Here is a 15,533-nt window from a genome sequence, read left to right as displayed (position 1 = left end):
CAGGCTGCCGGGCGCGTCGTCCTCGGCGCGGCTCAGTGAGCTTGTCATGAACGACTTGACGGGGGCCCTGAGCAGGAGGAAGGTATGCCTGCCCTAAGTAAGCAAAGGCGTGCCTAACTACTCGGAGCCTGGATGTTCGCCACCTATCTGATCGGCCTGCGGGAAGGGCTGGAAGCCACCCTGGTGGTCAGCATCCTGGTCGCCTTCCTGGTGAAGTCGCAGCGCCGGGACCGACTGCCGCAGGTCTGGGCGGGTGTCGGCCTGGCCGTGGCGCTCTCGGTGCTCTTCGGCTGGTTGATCGAATACACGTCGACCTCGCTGTTGTCCCGCTCCGACGATCGTGAGTTGTTCGAAGCGGTCACCTCCGTCGCCGCCGTGGTCTTCGTGACCTGGATGATCTTCTGGATGCGCCGGGCCGCCCGGACCATCGCCGGCGAGCTGCGGGGCAAACTCACCGAGGCGTTGGCCGTCGGGTCCCTCGCCGTCGCCGGAATGGCTTTCCTTGCCGTGATCCGCGAAGGCCTGGAGACCGCGCTGATCTTCTACTCGGCGGCCCAGGGTGCGGCCGGCGACAGCGGGCCGCTGCTCGCGTTGATCGGCGGCATCGTCACCGCCGTGGTCATCGGCGTGCTGCTCTACGCCAGCGCCCTGCGAATCAACCTCAGCAAGTTCTTCACCTGGACCGGCGCGCTGCTGATCCTGGTCGCCGCCGGCATCCTCAAGTACGGCGTGCACGACTTCCAGGAGGCCGGCGTCCTTCCCGGCCTGAGCAACCTGGCCTTCGACATCACCGGCGTGCTCGACCCGAGCACCTGGTACGCGGCACTGCTCGCCGGCATGTTCAACGTGACTCCCGCGCCCACCGTGCTGGAGACGATCGCCTGGGTCGGGTACGCCGTACCGGTGCTCCTGCTCTTCCTGCGACCGGCCCGGCGTAAGCCGGCACCCACCGTGACCACCACCACCGTCACCGAGCGCGGGGCGGACACCGGCGCCGAGGCCGAGGCGGCGTCCACGCCGCAGCGCGCCTGACCCACGAGGAGAAACAGCCCAGATGCGTACCACCCAGTTCTTCGCGCTGGCCGCCGCCGGTGTGCTGGCAACGGCCGGTCTGACCGCCTGCTCCGACTCGGGCAAGGGTGACCAGGCCGGGGCCGCCGGCCCGATCGTGGTCAAGGCCAGCGACACCGCCTGTGAGGTCGGCACCACCGACCTGGGCGCCGGCACGGCCACCTTCAAGATCACCAACTCGGGCGCGAAGGTGACCGAGTTCTACGTGTACGCCGACGGCGACCGCGTGATGGGCGAGGTGGAGAACATCGCCCCCGGGCTGAGCCGCGAGCTGCACGTGGAGTTGCCGGCCGGCACGTACCAGACCGCCTGCAAGCCGGGGATGAGCGGCAAGGGCATCCGGGGCGCGCTCAAGGTCAGCGGGTCGGCGCAGCCGCTCACCGCCGACGCCGCGCTGGGTGATGCCACCGCCAACTACCAGCGCTACGTCAAGAGCCAGACCACTGCGCTGTTGGCCAAGACCGAGGAGTTCGTTGGCGCGGTCAAGGCCGGCGACGTCGCGAAGTCCAAGGCGCTCTACCCGGTCGCCCGCACCTACTGGGAGCGGATCGAGCCGGTTGCCGAGATCTTCGGTGACCTCGACCCCAAGATCGACGGCCGCGAGGAAGTCATCGAGGAGGGAATGGAGTTCACCGGCTTCCACCGGATCGAGAAGGACCTCTGGCAGTCCGGTGACATCAGCAAGGACGGCCCGATCGCCGACCGCCTGCTGGTCGACGTCAAGGAGATCGTGGCCAAGGCGAACGCCGAGAAGCTCTCCCCGCTCCAGCTCGCCAACGGTGCCAAGGAACTGCTCGACGAGGTCGCCAGTGGCAAGATCACTGGCGAGGAGGACCGCTACTCGCACACCGACCTCTGGGACTTCGCCGCCAACCTCGAAGGTTCCAAGGCGGCCGTGTCCGCCCTGCGCCCCGCGCTGCAGCAGCGCTCGCCCGAGCTGGTCACGCAGCTGGACACCGAGTTCGCCAATGTCGAAGCGCTGCTCGGCAAGCACCGCGACGGCGACGGGTGGAAGCTGCACACCGCGTTGAGCAAGGCCGAGCTCAAGGAGCTCTCCGACGGGATCAACGCGCTCGCCGAGCCGATCAGCAAGGTCGCCGCGGCCGTCGCGAAGTGACCACAACGCAGAAAGAGTCGAGTCGATGAGCGGAAGCGGGTTGACCCGGCGCCGGGCGATCACCCTGGCCGGCGCCGGGGTGGCCGGGGTCGCCGGGGTGGCGGCCGGCGCGGGGGCACTGCTGAACGGCTCCGGTGGCCCGGCCTCGGCGACCGACCACCCGGCCGGGGCGGTGCCGTTCCACGGTGAGCACCAGGCCGGCATCGTCACCCCGGCGCAGGACCGACTGCACTTCGTGGCCTTCGACGTGATCACCAAGGATCGGGCCCGGCTGGTCGAACTGCTTGAGGAGTGGTCGGCCGCCGCCGCGCGGATGACTGCGGGGCGCGACGCCGGAGTGCTGGGTGCTGTCGGCGGAATGCCGCAGGCCCCACCGGACGACACCGGTGAAGCGCTCGGCCTGCCTCCCTCGCAGCTCACCCTCACCATCGGCTTCGGGCCGACGTTGTTCCGCGACGCTGACGGGCGGGACCGCTTCGGCCTCGCCGACCGTCGGCCCGCCGCCCTTGCCGAGCTGCCGAAGTTCCCCGGCGACGCGTTGCAGCCGCAGCTCTCCGGCGGCGACCTGTGCGTCCAGGCCTGTGCCAACGACCCGCAGGTGGCGGTGCACGCGATCCGCAACCTGGCCCGGCTCGGCATGGGCGTGGTGAGCGTCCGCTGGTCGCAGCTCGGCTTCGGCCGTACCTCGTCGACCTCCCGGGACCAGGCCACCGCGCGCAACCTCTTCGGGTTCAAGGACGGCACGGCCAACCTCAAGGCCGAGGACACCGACCTGCTGCGTGATCAGTTGTGGGTGCAGCCGGGCGACGGGCCGGACTGGATGGCCGGCGGCTCGTACCTGGTCACCCGCAAGATTCGGATGCTGGTGGAGACCTGGGACCGGACCTCCCTCGCTGAGCAGGAGGAGATCGTCGGCCGGGCCAAGGGCAGCGGCGCGCCACTCGGTCGGAGCGACGAGTTCGATGAGCCCGACTTCGCCGCGCGCGGCGCGGACGGGAAGACGGTCATCGCCGAGCACGCCCATGTCGCGTTGGCCCACCCGAGCCGGAACAGCGGTGCCCAGCTGCTCCGCCGGGGTTACAACTTCGTCGACGGCTCGGACGGCCTCGGCCGGCTCGACGCGGGCCTCTTCTTCATCGCCTACCAGCGCGATCCACGCCGCCAGTTCGTGCCGATCCAGACTCAGTTGGCGCGGCACGACGTGATGAACGAATACCTGCGACACGTCTCCAGCGGTGTGTTCGCCTGTCCGCCCGGGGTGCGCGACGGCGGGGATTACTGGGGGCGTGGGCTGTTCGGCTGACCGTCGTCCGGATGGCGACAGTCGGGTCGACCGAGCCTGCGGTGGCGCCGGGCGGCGCCGACGGGGGATCATGGTGGCAGCCTGACCACGGCCATCCGTGCGCCGGGCACCGCAGCACGTGGCGCCGCCGCCGCGGACCGCGGTCACCCGATTTGCCGGCGGCGCGAAGCGCGTACCGGCAGACGCCGGTCCCACCGAACTGAATGAGGATGCAATATTAATCCCATGAGAGCCCGCGTACTGGTGGTCGACGATGACCCCGCGCTCGCCGAGATGCTCGGAATTGTGCTGCGTAGTGAGGGTTTCCTACCCTCGTTCGTGGCCGACGGCGAGCGGGCGTTGGCCGCTTTTCGCGACAGTCGTCCCGATATCGTGCTGCTTGACCTGATGCTTCCCGGCATGAGCGGTATAGACGTCGCCCGGTCGATCCGCGCGGAGTCCGGCGTGCCCATCGTCATGCTGACCGCCAAGAGCGACACCGTGGACGTCGTGCTCGGCCTGGAGTCCGGTGCCGACGACTACGTGGTCAAGCCGTTCAAGCCCAAGGAGTTGGTGGCCCGGATGCGGGCCCGTCTGCGCCGAGGCGAGGACGTGGCCCCCGAGATGCTCACCATCGGGCCGCCCGACAACCAGATCACCATCGACGTGCCGGCGCACACCGTGAGCCGCAACGACGAGGAGGTGAAGCTGACTCCGCTGGAGTTCGACCTGCTTGTCGCACTCGCCCGCAAGCCTCGTCAGGTCTTCACCCGTGAGGTGCTGCTCGAGCAGGTCTGGGGCTACCGGCACGCGGCCGACACCCGTCTGGTCAACGTGCACGTCCAGCGGCTGCGGGCCAAGATCGAGCCGGACCCGGAGCGGCCGGAAATCATCCTCACCGTGCGGGGCGTGGGCTACAAGGCGGGGACCGGATAGCCTGGTCGCACTGTGTCAACCTCGCCGCCGCCACCCTCCCCGAGTACGGCGCCCCGCCGGCCCAGCGCCGCCGGGGAGCTCTGGCGTGCGGTGAGTGTCCGGGTCGCGGGCGTGCTGGGTCGGGCGCACCAGACCTGGCGCCGCTCGCTCCAGGTCCGGGTGGTGACCATCACGCTCGTCGCGTCCAGCCTGCTGGTCGGCGGCTTCGCGTTCCTCATCGCTGACAAGATCACCACCATCCTGCTCGACAGCGCGCGCAGCGACGTGCGGCAGCGGGTGACCAGCGGTGCCAGCTACGCGGCCAAGCAGGTCTCCTTCTACGGGCAGCCGCAGGAGGCGCAGCTTCAGGAGACCATCGACGGCACCGTCAACTACCTGGCCGGCGGCGACCCCCAGCAGACCAGCGGGGTGGTGGTGGCGATCACCGCCGACGACTACCCCAACGACATCCAGACCCGCACCTCCCCGTCGGCGAACGTCCAGCCGCTGATCAGCCCCGAGCTGCGCGCCGCGATCGCCGACGGCAAGGTGGCCAGCCAGATCCGCACCGGGCGACTCACCGACGAGACCACCAAATACCTGGTCTACGGCTCACCGGTGCCGACTCGCTTCGGCCAGATCGAGCTCTACTATCTGGTCCCGCTGGGCCGGCAGGACGTCACCGCCGCCGACGCCCGAGCCACGGTGGTGGCCACCGGCGTCGCCCTGGTGATCCTGCTCGGCCTGCTCGCGGCGCTGGTCACCCGGCTGGTGGTCAACCCGGTCCGGGTCGCCGCCCGCACCGCCCAGCGGCTCTCCGCGGGCCTGCTCGACCAGCGGATGGTGGTCAACGGCGAGGACGACCTCGCCCTGCTCGCCGCGTCGTTCAACCAGATGGCCACCAACCTGCAACGGCAGATCCTGCGCCTGGAAGAGATGTCCCGGTTGCAGCGCCGCTTCACCTCCGACGTCTCCCACGAGCTGCGGACCCCGCTGACCACGGTCCGGATGGCCGCTGACCTGATCTTCGCCGAGCGCGACGAGTTCGACCCGGCGGTCGCCCGCAGCGCCGAACTGCTCCAGGCCGAGCTGGACCGATTCGAGGAACTGCTCACCGACCTCTTGGAGATCAGTCGGTTCGACGCGGGCTTCGCCATGCTGGATTCCGAGCCGACCGACCTGGTGCCGGTGGTGCACCGGGTGGTCGACCGGCTGGCCGGGCTGGCCGAGCGGGTGGGCGTACCGATCGAACTCGACCTGCCGGGCACGCCGGTGATCGCCGAGGTTGACCCGCGCCGGGTCGAGCGGGTGCTGCGCAACCTGGTCGGTAACGCTGTCGAGCACGGTGAGGCCCGGCCGGTGCTGATCACCCTCGGCATCGACGAGACCGCCGTGGCGATCACCGTCCGGGACCACGGTGTGGGGCTGAAGGTGGGCGAGGAGAAGTTGGTGTTCAACCGGTTCTGGCGGGCGGACCCGTCCCGGGCCCGGCAGACCGGGGGCACCGGCCTCGGCCTGTCGATCAGCCTGGAGGACGCTCGGCTGCACGGCGGCTGGCTGGAGGCGTGGGGCGCTCCCGGGCAGGGCGCGCAGTTCCGGCTCACCCTGCCGGCCCGTGCCGGCGACCGGCTGACCACCTCGCCGCTGCGGCTGGTGCCGGCCGACGCGACGCTGCCGTTCGGCGGCCCCCGCGACGGCAACCCTCGCGATGGTGGCTCCCGTGACGGCGGCCAACTTGCCATCGGTCCCGGCACCGGCGGGGCACTGGCGATCGGTCCGGCTCCGGCCGGCGACGGGCAGCGGACGGAGGTGCACTCGTGAGACGGCCGACCCTGCTCGGGACCTTCGGCGTGATGGTGCTGCTGGGCGCCGGCTGCGGCATTCCGGCGGCCTCCGACGTGCGGGTGGACGGCAAGGGCGGTGCCGCGACCGAGGCCGGTGTGATCAGCCGGGGCAGTGAGCCACCGACGCGGACCGCCAGCGGCACCCTCCAAGAGGTGTTCGTCCGCAACTTCCTGTCCGCCGCCGCAGGCGAGCCGGATCGGGCGTACGAGCGGGTCAAGGCGTTCGTCGCCCCGGAGGACAAGATCCGCCTACAGGACAAGAAGGGCAGCGAGGTCGCGCTGAACGTGGTGCGGCTGCGCGAGGCGGTCTACACCCCCAACAGGGACTTGACCACGACCGTGAAGATCACGGTGCAGCAGATCGGTGTGCTGCGGGCCAACGGCACCCTGGCTCCGCCGGTGGCGACCGAGACGGAGTACGAGTTCGGCCTGCGTAGCGCGTCGTTCGACGGCGGCGTCGACGATGACCGCGCCGGCCTGTACATCATCGACCCGCCCAACGTGCTGCTGCTCAGCGACACCGCGCTCCGACAGTATTACCAGGACGAGACGATCTACTTCTGGAGCTCCGACCGCACCCGTCTGGTGCCTGACCAGCGCTACCGACCGCAGGCGGTGCCGGTCGAGCGGCGGGTCAACGAGGTGGTGAAGTGGCTGGTCGGCGGTCCCTCCGACTGGCTGCGCCCGGGAGTCGTCGGGCTGCCGGACCGCACCGAGCTGATCAACAACGCCACCGGTGGGAACGGTCGGTGGGAGGTCAACCTGGACATGCCCAGCGACGACCAGAACGGCATCGACCAGTTGATCACCCAGATCGCCTGGTCGTTGGGTGACCTGCCGGGCCAACTGGAGCTGAAGATCCGCAACAACGCGCAACCGGTGGTGATCCTGGGCGAGCGCCGAAACTCCCATGCGCTCTACCCGCACGCCGCCAGCCCGCTGCGCTTCGGGGTGTACGACGGTGCGATCCACCCGCTCGACTTCGAAGGCGAGCCCAGCGGCACCGTGCCGCTGGCGCCCGAGGTCAACCGCAACGTCGTCTCGGCCAGCCTCGGGTTCGCCAAGGACCGGCGGATCCTCGCCGCGATGGTGGTCACCGGCAGCAAGAACCGCTACCGGCTCGCCGTGGGCACGGGCGTCGAGCCGGTCTCCGTGCTCAGCCGCAGCAGCACCGAGTACTCCTCGATCAGCCGGCCGGTCTGGCTGCGGATGGTCGACTCCCGACCCGGCCGCGGCCTGGTCGTGGCCGACGGGCAGCTCTACCGGTTCGACGAGACGGCGCGGATGTATCAGATGCCGCTCAACCTGCCCTCCGGCGAGGTCACGGCGGTGGCCGCCGCGTTGGACGGCCAGCGGGTGGCGCTGATCGCCGGCGGCCGCCTCTACGTCGCCGCTGTCAACCTCGACGGCGGCGGGGTCTCCATCGGCCCGCCCCGAGAGCTGGTCACCTCGCTGACCAACCCGACGGCGGTCGACTGGGGCAGGGAGGACCAACTGGTGGTGGCCGGGTCGGTCGGCCAGCCGGCGCTCTACGAGATCAGCGTCGACGGCGCCCTGGAGACGCCGTTGCGGACCGACCTCGGTGCCAAGGTCAACCACCTGACCGCGTACCCGAGCAACCGCGGCGTGCGGGCGCCCAGCGGTGCCTACATGTACGAGGTGAACGGGGTGGCCTACCGCAGTAGCCCGTTCGAACGCATCGAGCCCAGCCGGGTACGCGGCATCGCCCCGGTGCCGGCCGGCGTGCGGCAGAGCAACCCGTCGGCCCCGTTCTTCCTCTACTGACCCGGTGGGCGGGCTCTGGGCGGACCTCGCCGACCTGGTGCTACCCGCCGGCTGCGCCGGTTGTCGCGAGCGCCGCCCCGGCCTGCGGCACGGGGTCTGCCCCGCCTGCGTCACCGCGCTGAGCCAGTTGCGGCCACGGGCGGTGCGCCCCACCCCCGCCCCGCCGGGTCTGCCGTCCTGCGTCGCACTCGGCTCGTACGCGGGTCCGCTGCGCGAGGCTCTGCTGGCGTACAAGGAACACGGCCGACACGGCCTGGCCCGCCCACTCGGCGCGCTGCTCGCCGAGGTCGTCGCGGCGGCCGTCGGCGAGCCTCGTCCGTTGGCGTTGGTTCCGGTCCCGGACACCGCGGCGGCGGCCCGGTCCCGTTACGGAGACCACCTCGACCGGTTGGCCCGGCACTGCGCGGTCCGGCTCAACCGGGGCGGTTGGGCGGCGCGGGTGCACCGTCCGCTGCGGGCGCTGCCCCGGCCCGACTCGGTCACCCTGGACAGCGCCGGGCGGGCGGCGGCGGCCGAGGCGGCCTTCCAGCCTCGCTCGGCCGGACCGTTGCGGGGTGGTGCCGCGGGCCCGGCGCCGGTCGTGGTGCTGCTCGACGACATCGTCACCACCGGGGTGACCCTCGCCGCCGCGAGCGGAGTGCTGAGCGCGACGGGATGGGCGCCAACAGTCGCCGCCGTGCTCGCGGCGACCGAGAAAAGACACCAGTCGTAACCCATCGTGTTTCCGTTTCACCCGTTGGTGTATGAGCTGCGAAAAATTCTGGGCCGTCTCGGCAACATGGGGTGACTGCCGGGCAAACAGGAGTTAGCGTTTCGCTGTCGGGGGTAGGAGGTCGTTCCAACCGCCCTCGGCGGTGAGAGGAGGCGTAGCCGTACAACCGGTCGACGCCAGCGGGTCTCCCCACGGCGCGCGGCCGGGTAACCGGATCGAAGACCGTCCGAACAAGGGAGGTCACGTGGACATCGTGGTCAAGGGCCGTAACGTCGAAGTTCCCGATCATTACCGGGTACACGTAGCCGAGAAACTCGCGAAGATCGAACGCTACGACCACAAACTTATTCGCGTCGATGTCGAGCTGTTTCACGAGCGCAATCCGCGCCAAGCCGACCACTGCCAGCGGGTGGAGATCACCTGCGTTTCCCGGGGTCCGGTGATTCGGGCCGAGGCCTGCACGAACGACTTCTACAGCGCGCTCGACGCCGCCATTGCGAAGCTCGACACCCGGCTACGCCGCGCAGCCGACCGCCGCCGCGTACACCGGGGCCGGCACGCGCCGATCTCCGTCGCCGAGGCCACCGCGGGCCTGCCGGTCGCCGACCTGGTCTCCACCGCGCCGAGCGACGGCGCCCGCGCCGGCACGGCCGTCGCGGAGCGGGTCGAGGAGGAGTACGACGACCAGCAGCCGTGGCACATCGCCCGGGAGAAGGTGCACCCGGCGGAGCCGATGACCATCGACGACGCGCTGTTCGAGATGGAACTGGTCGGCCACGACTTCTACCTTTTCCAGGACAAGGAGTCCGGCCGTCCCAGCGTCGTCTACCGGCGGCACGCCTACGACTACGGGATCATCTCCCTCGCCACCTGACCCACCCCTCTTGTTCGACCAGGGAGTTGTGGCGGGACGTCCCGCCACAACTCCCTGCCGCCGTTCTCAGCGCAGGTCGGTGGGGAGCAGCGCGAACGTCAGATCGTCCAGGCGGGTGCCGTCCAGGCCGGGCAGCCGGCCACGCTGGAGCCCCTCCCGCTGGAAGCCGACCCGCTCCAGCACCCGGTGCGAGGCGACGTTTCCCGGCACTGTGCCGGCGACCAGCCGGGTGACACCCGCCGAACCGAACGCCCACGCGGCGAGCAGCCGGACCGCACGGGTCGCGTACCCCCGGCCCCGCCACTCGGGTAGCAGCGCGTAGCCGACCGAGCCCTCACCGCTGGCCGCGTCCGTGATCGACATCCCGCAACTGCCCGCCGGCGCGCCGCTGGCCACGTCGACGATCATCAGTCGGGCGATGACACCGGTGAGCCAGGCGCTCTCCGCCAGCAGGCAGCGCCGTTGCGTCGCCTCGGGCGTCGGCGGCACCGGCGGGGCCTGGTTGGCGACGACCTCCGGTCGGCTGTGCAGCCGGTGCATCAGCTCCGCGTCGTCCGGCGCGAGCCGGCGCACTGTCACGACACCGTCGGTGAGCAGCCCGCCGGGCAGGTCGGGCAGCAGGCGGGCGGTCGGGCCGGGCGGGTCGTCGGCGAGGCGTACCCAGGCCAGCAGGTCGTGGCGGTCCCCGTTCCGGCCGGATCCGGCCGACCGGCGCGAGCCCTCGTAGCGGTAGCCGGCGGCCAGCGCGACCCGCTGACTCGACGCGTTCTCCGGCTCGGTGAGCAGCTCCAGGCGGGCGGTGCCGGCGGCGAACGCGTGGTCGCTCAGCGCGCGGGTCGCGGCGGTGGCGACCCCGCGTCCGCGCGCCGCCGGCCGCACCCAGTAGCCGATCTCGACCTGACCCCGGGCGGACACCGGGTTGTTCAACCCCACCGCGCCGAGCAGCCGGTCGGTGGCCGGGTCGGCGATGGCGTACGCGGCGCCGCCGCCGGTCCAGGCCGCCGGAGCGCCCACCTCGATCCACCAGCGGGCGTCGACATCGGTGTACGGGGCTGGCAGGTTCGACACGAACCGCTGGCTGACCGGGTCGGCGCAGCCGTCGACCACGTCGGCGGTGTCCCCGGTGTGAAACGGCCGCAGCCGCACCCCGTACGCCTCGATGACCTCCTGCTCGGTCACGCCAGATCCTCGGCGAGCAGCGCGGCGACCCAGACGTCGGCCCGTTCGCCCCGGTGCGGTACGGCACCCCGGGCGGTCCCCTCGAACGAGAAGCCGGCCTTCTCCGCCACCCGACGGGAGGCGTCGTTGCCGACGTTCGCCTTCCACTCGATCCGGGCCAGACCCAGCGCGGTGAAACCCCAGGCACTCAGCGCGAGCAGCGCGGCCGTCATGTAGCCGCGACCACGGGCGTCGGGCGCGGTCATGAACCCCACGTCGGCCAGCAGCGGGTCGGTCGGGGAGAGCCGCAGGTCGATGGTGCCCGCGTAGCTGTCGTCCTGGTCGGCGATCACGAAGCAGGCGGCGTCGCCCCGGGCCCACAGCGCCTGGCAGTGCTCCTGGTACCACAGCGCGTCGGCGTGGTCGTACGGGTCCGGCACCGTGGTCCAGCGGATCGACTCCGGGTCTCGGCAGGTCCGCACCACGGCGCCCAGGTCCCGCTCCTCCATGGGCCGCAGCCGCAGCTCGCCCGCCCCGGTGGTGGCGAACAGAACGGGCTGCGGGCGGCCGAAGACGGCGGCCCGGCGGGCGGCGAGGGTGCCCGGCTGGGCCGGCCCGGGCGACCCGGCGGCGGGCACCTCGCCAGGCAGCAGCGAACCGATCCAGCCGTCCGCCACGCCCTCCAGCGCCGGGTTGGCCATCCGCAACCGGCCGTCGACCCGGAAACCGGCTCGGAGGGCCACCAGCCGGGAGGCGTGGTTGCCCACCTCGGCCTGCCAGATGAGCCGACGCAGGCCGACGGTGTCGAAGGACCAGCGGGCCACCGCCCGGGTGGCCCGGACCATCACGCCCCGACCACGCGCCCACGGTGCCGTCCAGTAGCCGACCTCACCGGTACCGTCCTTGTCGATGGAGATCAGGCCGTTGGCGCCCAGCAGCTCACCGGTGCCCGGGTCGCAGACCGCGAACGGTGCCCCGGTGCCCTCGGCCCAGGACTTCTGGCTCATCTCGGTGACAAATCCGTGCGCGTGTTCCGGCCGGTATGGGCGCGGTACGGTGGTCCAGCGCTGAATGTCGGGGTCCTGGCAGGCTCGGTGGACGGCCTCGGCATCCGCCTCCCGCCAGGGTCGCAGCAGCACGCCGTCCTCGATGATCTCCACGGGCTCCACTCGTGCATCCTGCCGCAGCGTTCGCCGACGGCGTAACCGGATAACGTTTGGGGCGAGCGCAGGACGCGAGTTATGTCGGGTTCCGCGGGGTCGAGCACCGCCACCAGTGACCATCGCGCCGATGGAGCGCCTACGATGGTTCGAGACTGTCTAGGGGAGCGTTGATCCGTGTCGATTCTGGAAAAGGTCCTTAACGCGGGCGAGGGCCGCATGGTGCGCCGCCTCAAGGCGATCGCCAATGCCGTCAGCTCGATCGAGGACGACTACATCAACCTCACCGATGAGGAACTGGCCGGCATGACCGAGCAGTTCCGAGAGCGGCTCGAGGAGGGTGAGACCCTCGATGATCTGCTGCCGGAGGCGTTCGCGGTGGCCCGCGAGGCAGCCGCCAGGGTGCTGGGCCAGCGCCCGTACGACGTCCAGGTGATGGGCGGCGCGGCGCTGCACTTCGGCAACATCGCCGAGATGAAGACCGGTGAGGGTAAGACGCTGACCTCGGTCATGGCCGTCTACCTCAACGCGCTCTCCGGCAAGGGCGTCCACGTCATCACGGTCAACGACTACCTCGCCCAGCGTGACGCGGCGTGGATGGGCCGGGTGCACGAGTTCCTCGGGCTGACCGTCGGCGTGGTGCTGCCCAACCGGCCGGCCAGCGAGCACAAGGCCGCCTACGAGTGCGACATCACCTACGGCACCAACAACGAGTTCGGCTTCGACTACCTGCGCGACAACATGGCGTGGTCGAAGGACGAGCTGGTGCAGCGCGGGCACAACTTCGCGGTGGTCGACGAGGTCGACTCGATCCTGATCGACGAGGCCCGCACCCCGCTGATCATCTCCGGCCCGGCCGAGCACTCCGCCCGCTGGTACGGCGAGTTCGCCGGCGTGGTGGCCCGGCTCCAGCCCGGCACCGACGGCGAGGGCGACTACGAGGTCGACCACTCCAAGCGCACCATCGCGGTGACCGAGCGGGGCGTCGCCAAGGTCGAGGACCGGCTCGGCATCGACAACCTGTACGAGTCGGTGAACACCCCGCTGGTCGGCTACCTCAACAACGCCATCAAGGCCAAGGAGCTCTACAAGCGCGACAAGGACTACATCGTCAGCGACGGTGAGGTCCTGATCGTCGACGAGTTCACCGGTCGCATCCTGCACGGCCGTCGCTACAACGAGGGCATGCACCAGGCGATCGAGGCCAAGGAGGGGGTGGAGATCAAGCAGGAGAACCAGACCCTGGCCACCATCACCCTCCAGAACTACTTCCGCCTCTACGAGAAGCTGTCCGGAATGACCGGTACGGCCCAGACCGAGGCGAGCGAGTTCAACAAGGTCTACAAGGTCGGCGTCGTGACGATCCCGACCCACCGCCCGATGGTTCGCGAAGACCGGCCGGACGTCATCTACAAGACGGAAAAGGCCAAGTTCAACGCCGTCATCGAGGACATCGCCGAGCGGCACCAGATGGGCCAGCCGGTGCTCGTCGGCACCGTCTCGGTGGAAAACTCCGAGATCCTCTCCCAGCTCCTGCGTCGCCGGGGCATCCCGCACAACGTGCTGAACGCCAAGTTCCACGCGCGGGAGGCCGAGATCGTCGCCCAGGCAGGGCGTAAGGGCGCTGTCACCGTGGCAACCAACATGGCCGGTCGCGGCACCGACATCCTGCTCGGCGGCAACGCCGAGTTCCTCGCCGCGAACGAGCTGCGCCAGCGCGGCCTCGACCCGCTGGAGAACGAGGAAGAGTACGCCAAGGCGATGGAGGAGGTCCTTCCCAAGTGGAAGCAGGCCTGCGACGCCGAGGCGGAGGAGGTCGCCGCCGCCGGTGGCCTCTACGTGCTGGGCACCGAACGGCACGAGTCCCGGCGGATCGACAACCAGCTGCGCGGTCGCGCCGGCCGGCAGGGTGACCCGGGCGAGTCCCGTTTCTACCTGTCGCTGCAGGACGAGCTGATGCGGCGCTTCCGGGCCGGGGCCGTCGAGGCGGTGATGGAGCGTTTCAACATCCCGGAGGACGTGCCCATCGAGTCGAAGATGGTCACCCGGCAGATCAAGAGCGCCCAGGCCCAGATCGAGGGCCAGAACGCCGAGATCCGCAAGAACGTCCTCAAGTACGACGAGGTGCTCAACAAGCAGCGCCAGGTCGTCTACGCCGAGCGGCTCCGGGTGCTCAACGGTGAAGACCTCTCCGACCAGGTCCGCAACATGATCGACGACACCGTCGAGGCGTACGTGCGGGGTGCCACCTCCGAGGGCTACGGCGAAGACTGGGATCTTGAGCAGCTCTGGTCCAGCCTCAAGCAGCTCTACCCGGTCAGCGTGACGATCGAGGAGTTGGAGGAGGAAACCGGCGGCTCTCGGGCCGGCATGGACGCCGACTTCCTGGTCGCCCGCCTCAAGGAGGACGCCAACGCCGCGTACGACCGCCGTGAGGAGCAGCTCGGCACCGAGGGCGTCCGCCAACTCGAGCGGATGGTGCTGCTCCAGGTCATCGACCGCAAGTGGCGCGAGCACCTCTACGAGATGGACTACCTCCAGGAGGGCATCAACCTGCGCGCGTACGCCCAGCGCGACCCGGTGGTGGAATACCAGCGCGAGGGCTTCGACATGTTCGCCACGATGATGGAGGGCATCAAAGAGGAGACCGTCGGTTTCCTCTACAACATCGAGGTCCAGGTCACCGAACCCGAGCCGGAGGCGGGGGCCGACGAGGTCACGCTGCTCGACAAGCCGGTCGAGATCCGGGCCAAGGGCCTCAACCAGGCACCGCGGCGGCAGGGCCTGCAATACTCCGCGCCCACCATCGACGGCGAGGCCAGCCCCGGTGCGGTCGCCGTGGAGCAGGCCGAGCAGCAGGCTCCGGCGCTCGGCGTTGGCCGACCGGCTCCGGGTGCCCCTGCGGCACCGGGGCAGAGCGCGCCGTCCGCTCCACAGCGGCCGGCATCCGGGCTGCGTGGCCCGGCTGTTCCGTCGGCTGCCGCCCGTCGGACGGCACCCAACCAGGCCGAGGCGAGCAACGGCCCGTCCCGCAACGCGCCGTGCCCGTGTGGCTCGGGCCGCAAGTACAAGCGCTGCCACGGCGCCCCCAACGGCGGCAACTGACCGACAGCGTCCGCGCAGCGACAGTCCCTGACCGACGGGTCCCGGCCGACCAGGCCGGGGCCCGTCGGTGTCTGCCAGCCCCGCCGGCCCGACAAACCACCTGCCTGGGCGGCCCTCCTCGGGTGACACGCACCCGCACACCGTGATCACCTCGCCTTCATGAAAATCGGGCCATCACCCACAGCCGGACAACCCGATTTCCTGAAACCGGAGTGGATCACCCGGTCTGGCCCTGGCCTGGCTCGGTCCTGGCCTGGCTTAACCCTGCCCTGGCCCCGTCCGCCCTGGCCCTGGCCCGGCCCTGTTCGGCCCGGCCCTGTTCGGCCCGGCCCTGTTCGGCCCGGCCCTGTTCGGCCCGGCCCGGCCTAGTCCTGCCGGGCCGGCCCTGCCTGGCTTGGCCCCGGCCCTGCCTGGCTTGGCCCCGTGGCTTGGCCCCGGCCCTGCCTGGCTTGGCCCCGGCCCTGCCTGGCTTGGCCCCGGCCCTGCCTGGCTTGGCCCCGGCCCTGCCTG

11 protein-coding genes are annotated in these 15,533 nt (G+C 70.7%); 9 read left to right on the top strand and 2 right to left on the bottom strand.

Translation table 11 applies throughout. The features are described from left to right. Positions 1–132: 132 nt before the first annotated feature. The 8 genes from efeU to hpf all read left to right on the top strand — a co-directional run bounded on the left by efeU (position 133) and on the right by hpf (position 9,600). Complete coding sequence (efeU, locus tag IF22_RS0112725) at positions 133–1,032, top strand: iron uptake transporter permease EfeU (RefSeq protein WP_030331525.1); 900 nt, start codon at positions 133–135, stop codon at positions 1,030–1,032. A 22-nt stretch (positions 1,033–1,054) separates the two neighbouring features. Further along, positions 1,055–2,188: an iron uptake system protein EfeO gene (gene efeO / locus IF22_RS0112720; RefSeq protein WP_030331523.1), complete on the top strand. Its 1,134-nt coding sequence runs from the start codon at positions 1,055–1,057 to the stop codon at positions 2,186–2,188. 25 nt (positions 2,189–2,213) lie between these two features. Next, positions 2,214–3,491 carry an iron uptake transporter deferrochelatase/peroxidase subunit gene (gene efeB / locus IF22_RS0112715; RefSeq protein WP_030331521.1) on the top strand — a complete coding sequence of 426 codons (1,278 nt, stop codon included), beginning with the start codon at positions 2,214–2,216 and terminating at the stop codon, positions 3,489–3,491. 225 nt (positions 3,492–3,716) lie between these two features. Continuing rightward, a complete protein-coding gene (gene mtrA / locus IF22_RS0112710) occupies positions 3,717–4,406 on the top strand; it encodes an MtrAB system response regulator MtrA (RefSeq protein ID WP_030331519.1) in 690 nt (229 codons plus the stop codon). Between the two features lie 12 nt (positions 4,407–4,418). After that, on the top strand, positions 4,419–6,206 hold the full coding sequence (gene mtrB, locus IF22_RS0112705; RefSeq protein WP_051708407.1) for an MtrAB system histidine kinase MtrB: 1,788 nt from the start codon (positions 4,419–4,421) through the stop codon (positions 6,204–6,206). A 32-nt stretch (positions 6,207–6,238) separates the two neighbouring features. Beyond that, entirely contained in the window at positions 6,239–8,014 is a 1,776-nt protein-coding gene (locus IF22_RS0112700; RefSeq protein WP_051708434.1) for an LpqB family beta-propeller domain-containing protein, read from the top strand. A 4-nt stretch (positions 8,015–8,018) separates the two neighbouring features. Next, a complete protein-coding gene (locus IF22_RS0112695; RefSeq protein WP_030331514.1) occupies positions 8,019–8,726 on the top strand; it encodes a ComF family protein in 708 nt (235 codons plus the stop codon). Positions 8,727–8,970: 244 nt separating this feature from the next. Next, positions 8,971–9,600, top strand: a complete 630-nt coding sequence (gene hpf / locus IF22_RS0112690; protein WP_030331512.1) for a ribosome hibernation-promoting factor, HPF/YfiA family — start codon at positions 8,971–8,973, stop codon at positions 9,598–9,600. A 66-nt stretch (positions 9,601–9,666) separates the two neighbouring features. On the opposite strand, the gene IF22_RS0112685 is transcribed toward hpf, so the two are convergent. Both IF22_RS0112685 and IF22_RS0112680 read right to left on the bottom strand, forming a co-directional pair. Next, positions 9,667–10,779: a GNAT family N-acetyltransferase gene (locus tag IF22_RS0112685; RefSeq protein WP_030331510.1), complete on the bottom strand. Its 1,113-nt coding sequence runs from the start codon at positions 10,777–10,779 to the stop codon at positions 9,667–9,669. Beyond that, entirely contained in the window at positions 10,776–11,927 is a 1,152-nt protein-coding gene (locus IF22_RS0112680; RefSeq protein ID WP_030331508.1) for a GNAT family N-acetyltransferase, read from the bottom strand. The genes IF22_RS0112685 and IF22_RS0112680 overlap by 4 nt, the downstream gene beginning before the upstream one ends. Before the next feature lie 168 nt (positions 11,928–12,095). Here IF22_RS0112680 and secA point away from each other — a divergent pair, with 168 nt between their 5' ends. Next, entirely contained in the window at positions 12,096–15,023 is a 2,928-nt protein-coding gene (secA, locus tag IF22_RS0112675) for a preprotein translocase subunit SecA (protein WP_030331506.1), read from the top strand. Positions 15,024–15,533 lie beyond the last annotated feature (510 nt).

The sequence above is a fragment of the Micromonospora parva genome (assembly GCF_000718515.1).
GTDB lineage: Bacteria > Actinomycetota > Actinomycetes > Mycobacteriales > Micromonosporaceae > Micromonospora > Micromonospora parva.
This window is presented reverse-complemented; position numbering and strand designations above follow the sequence as displayed.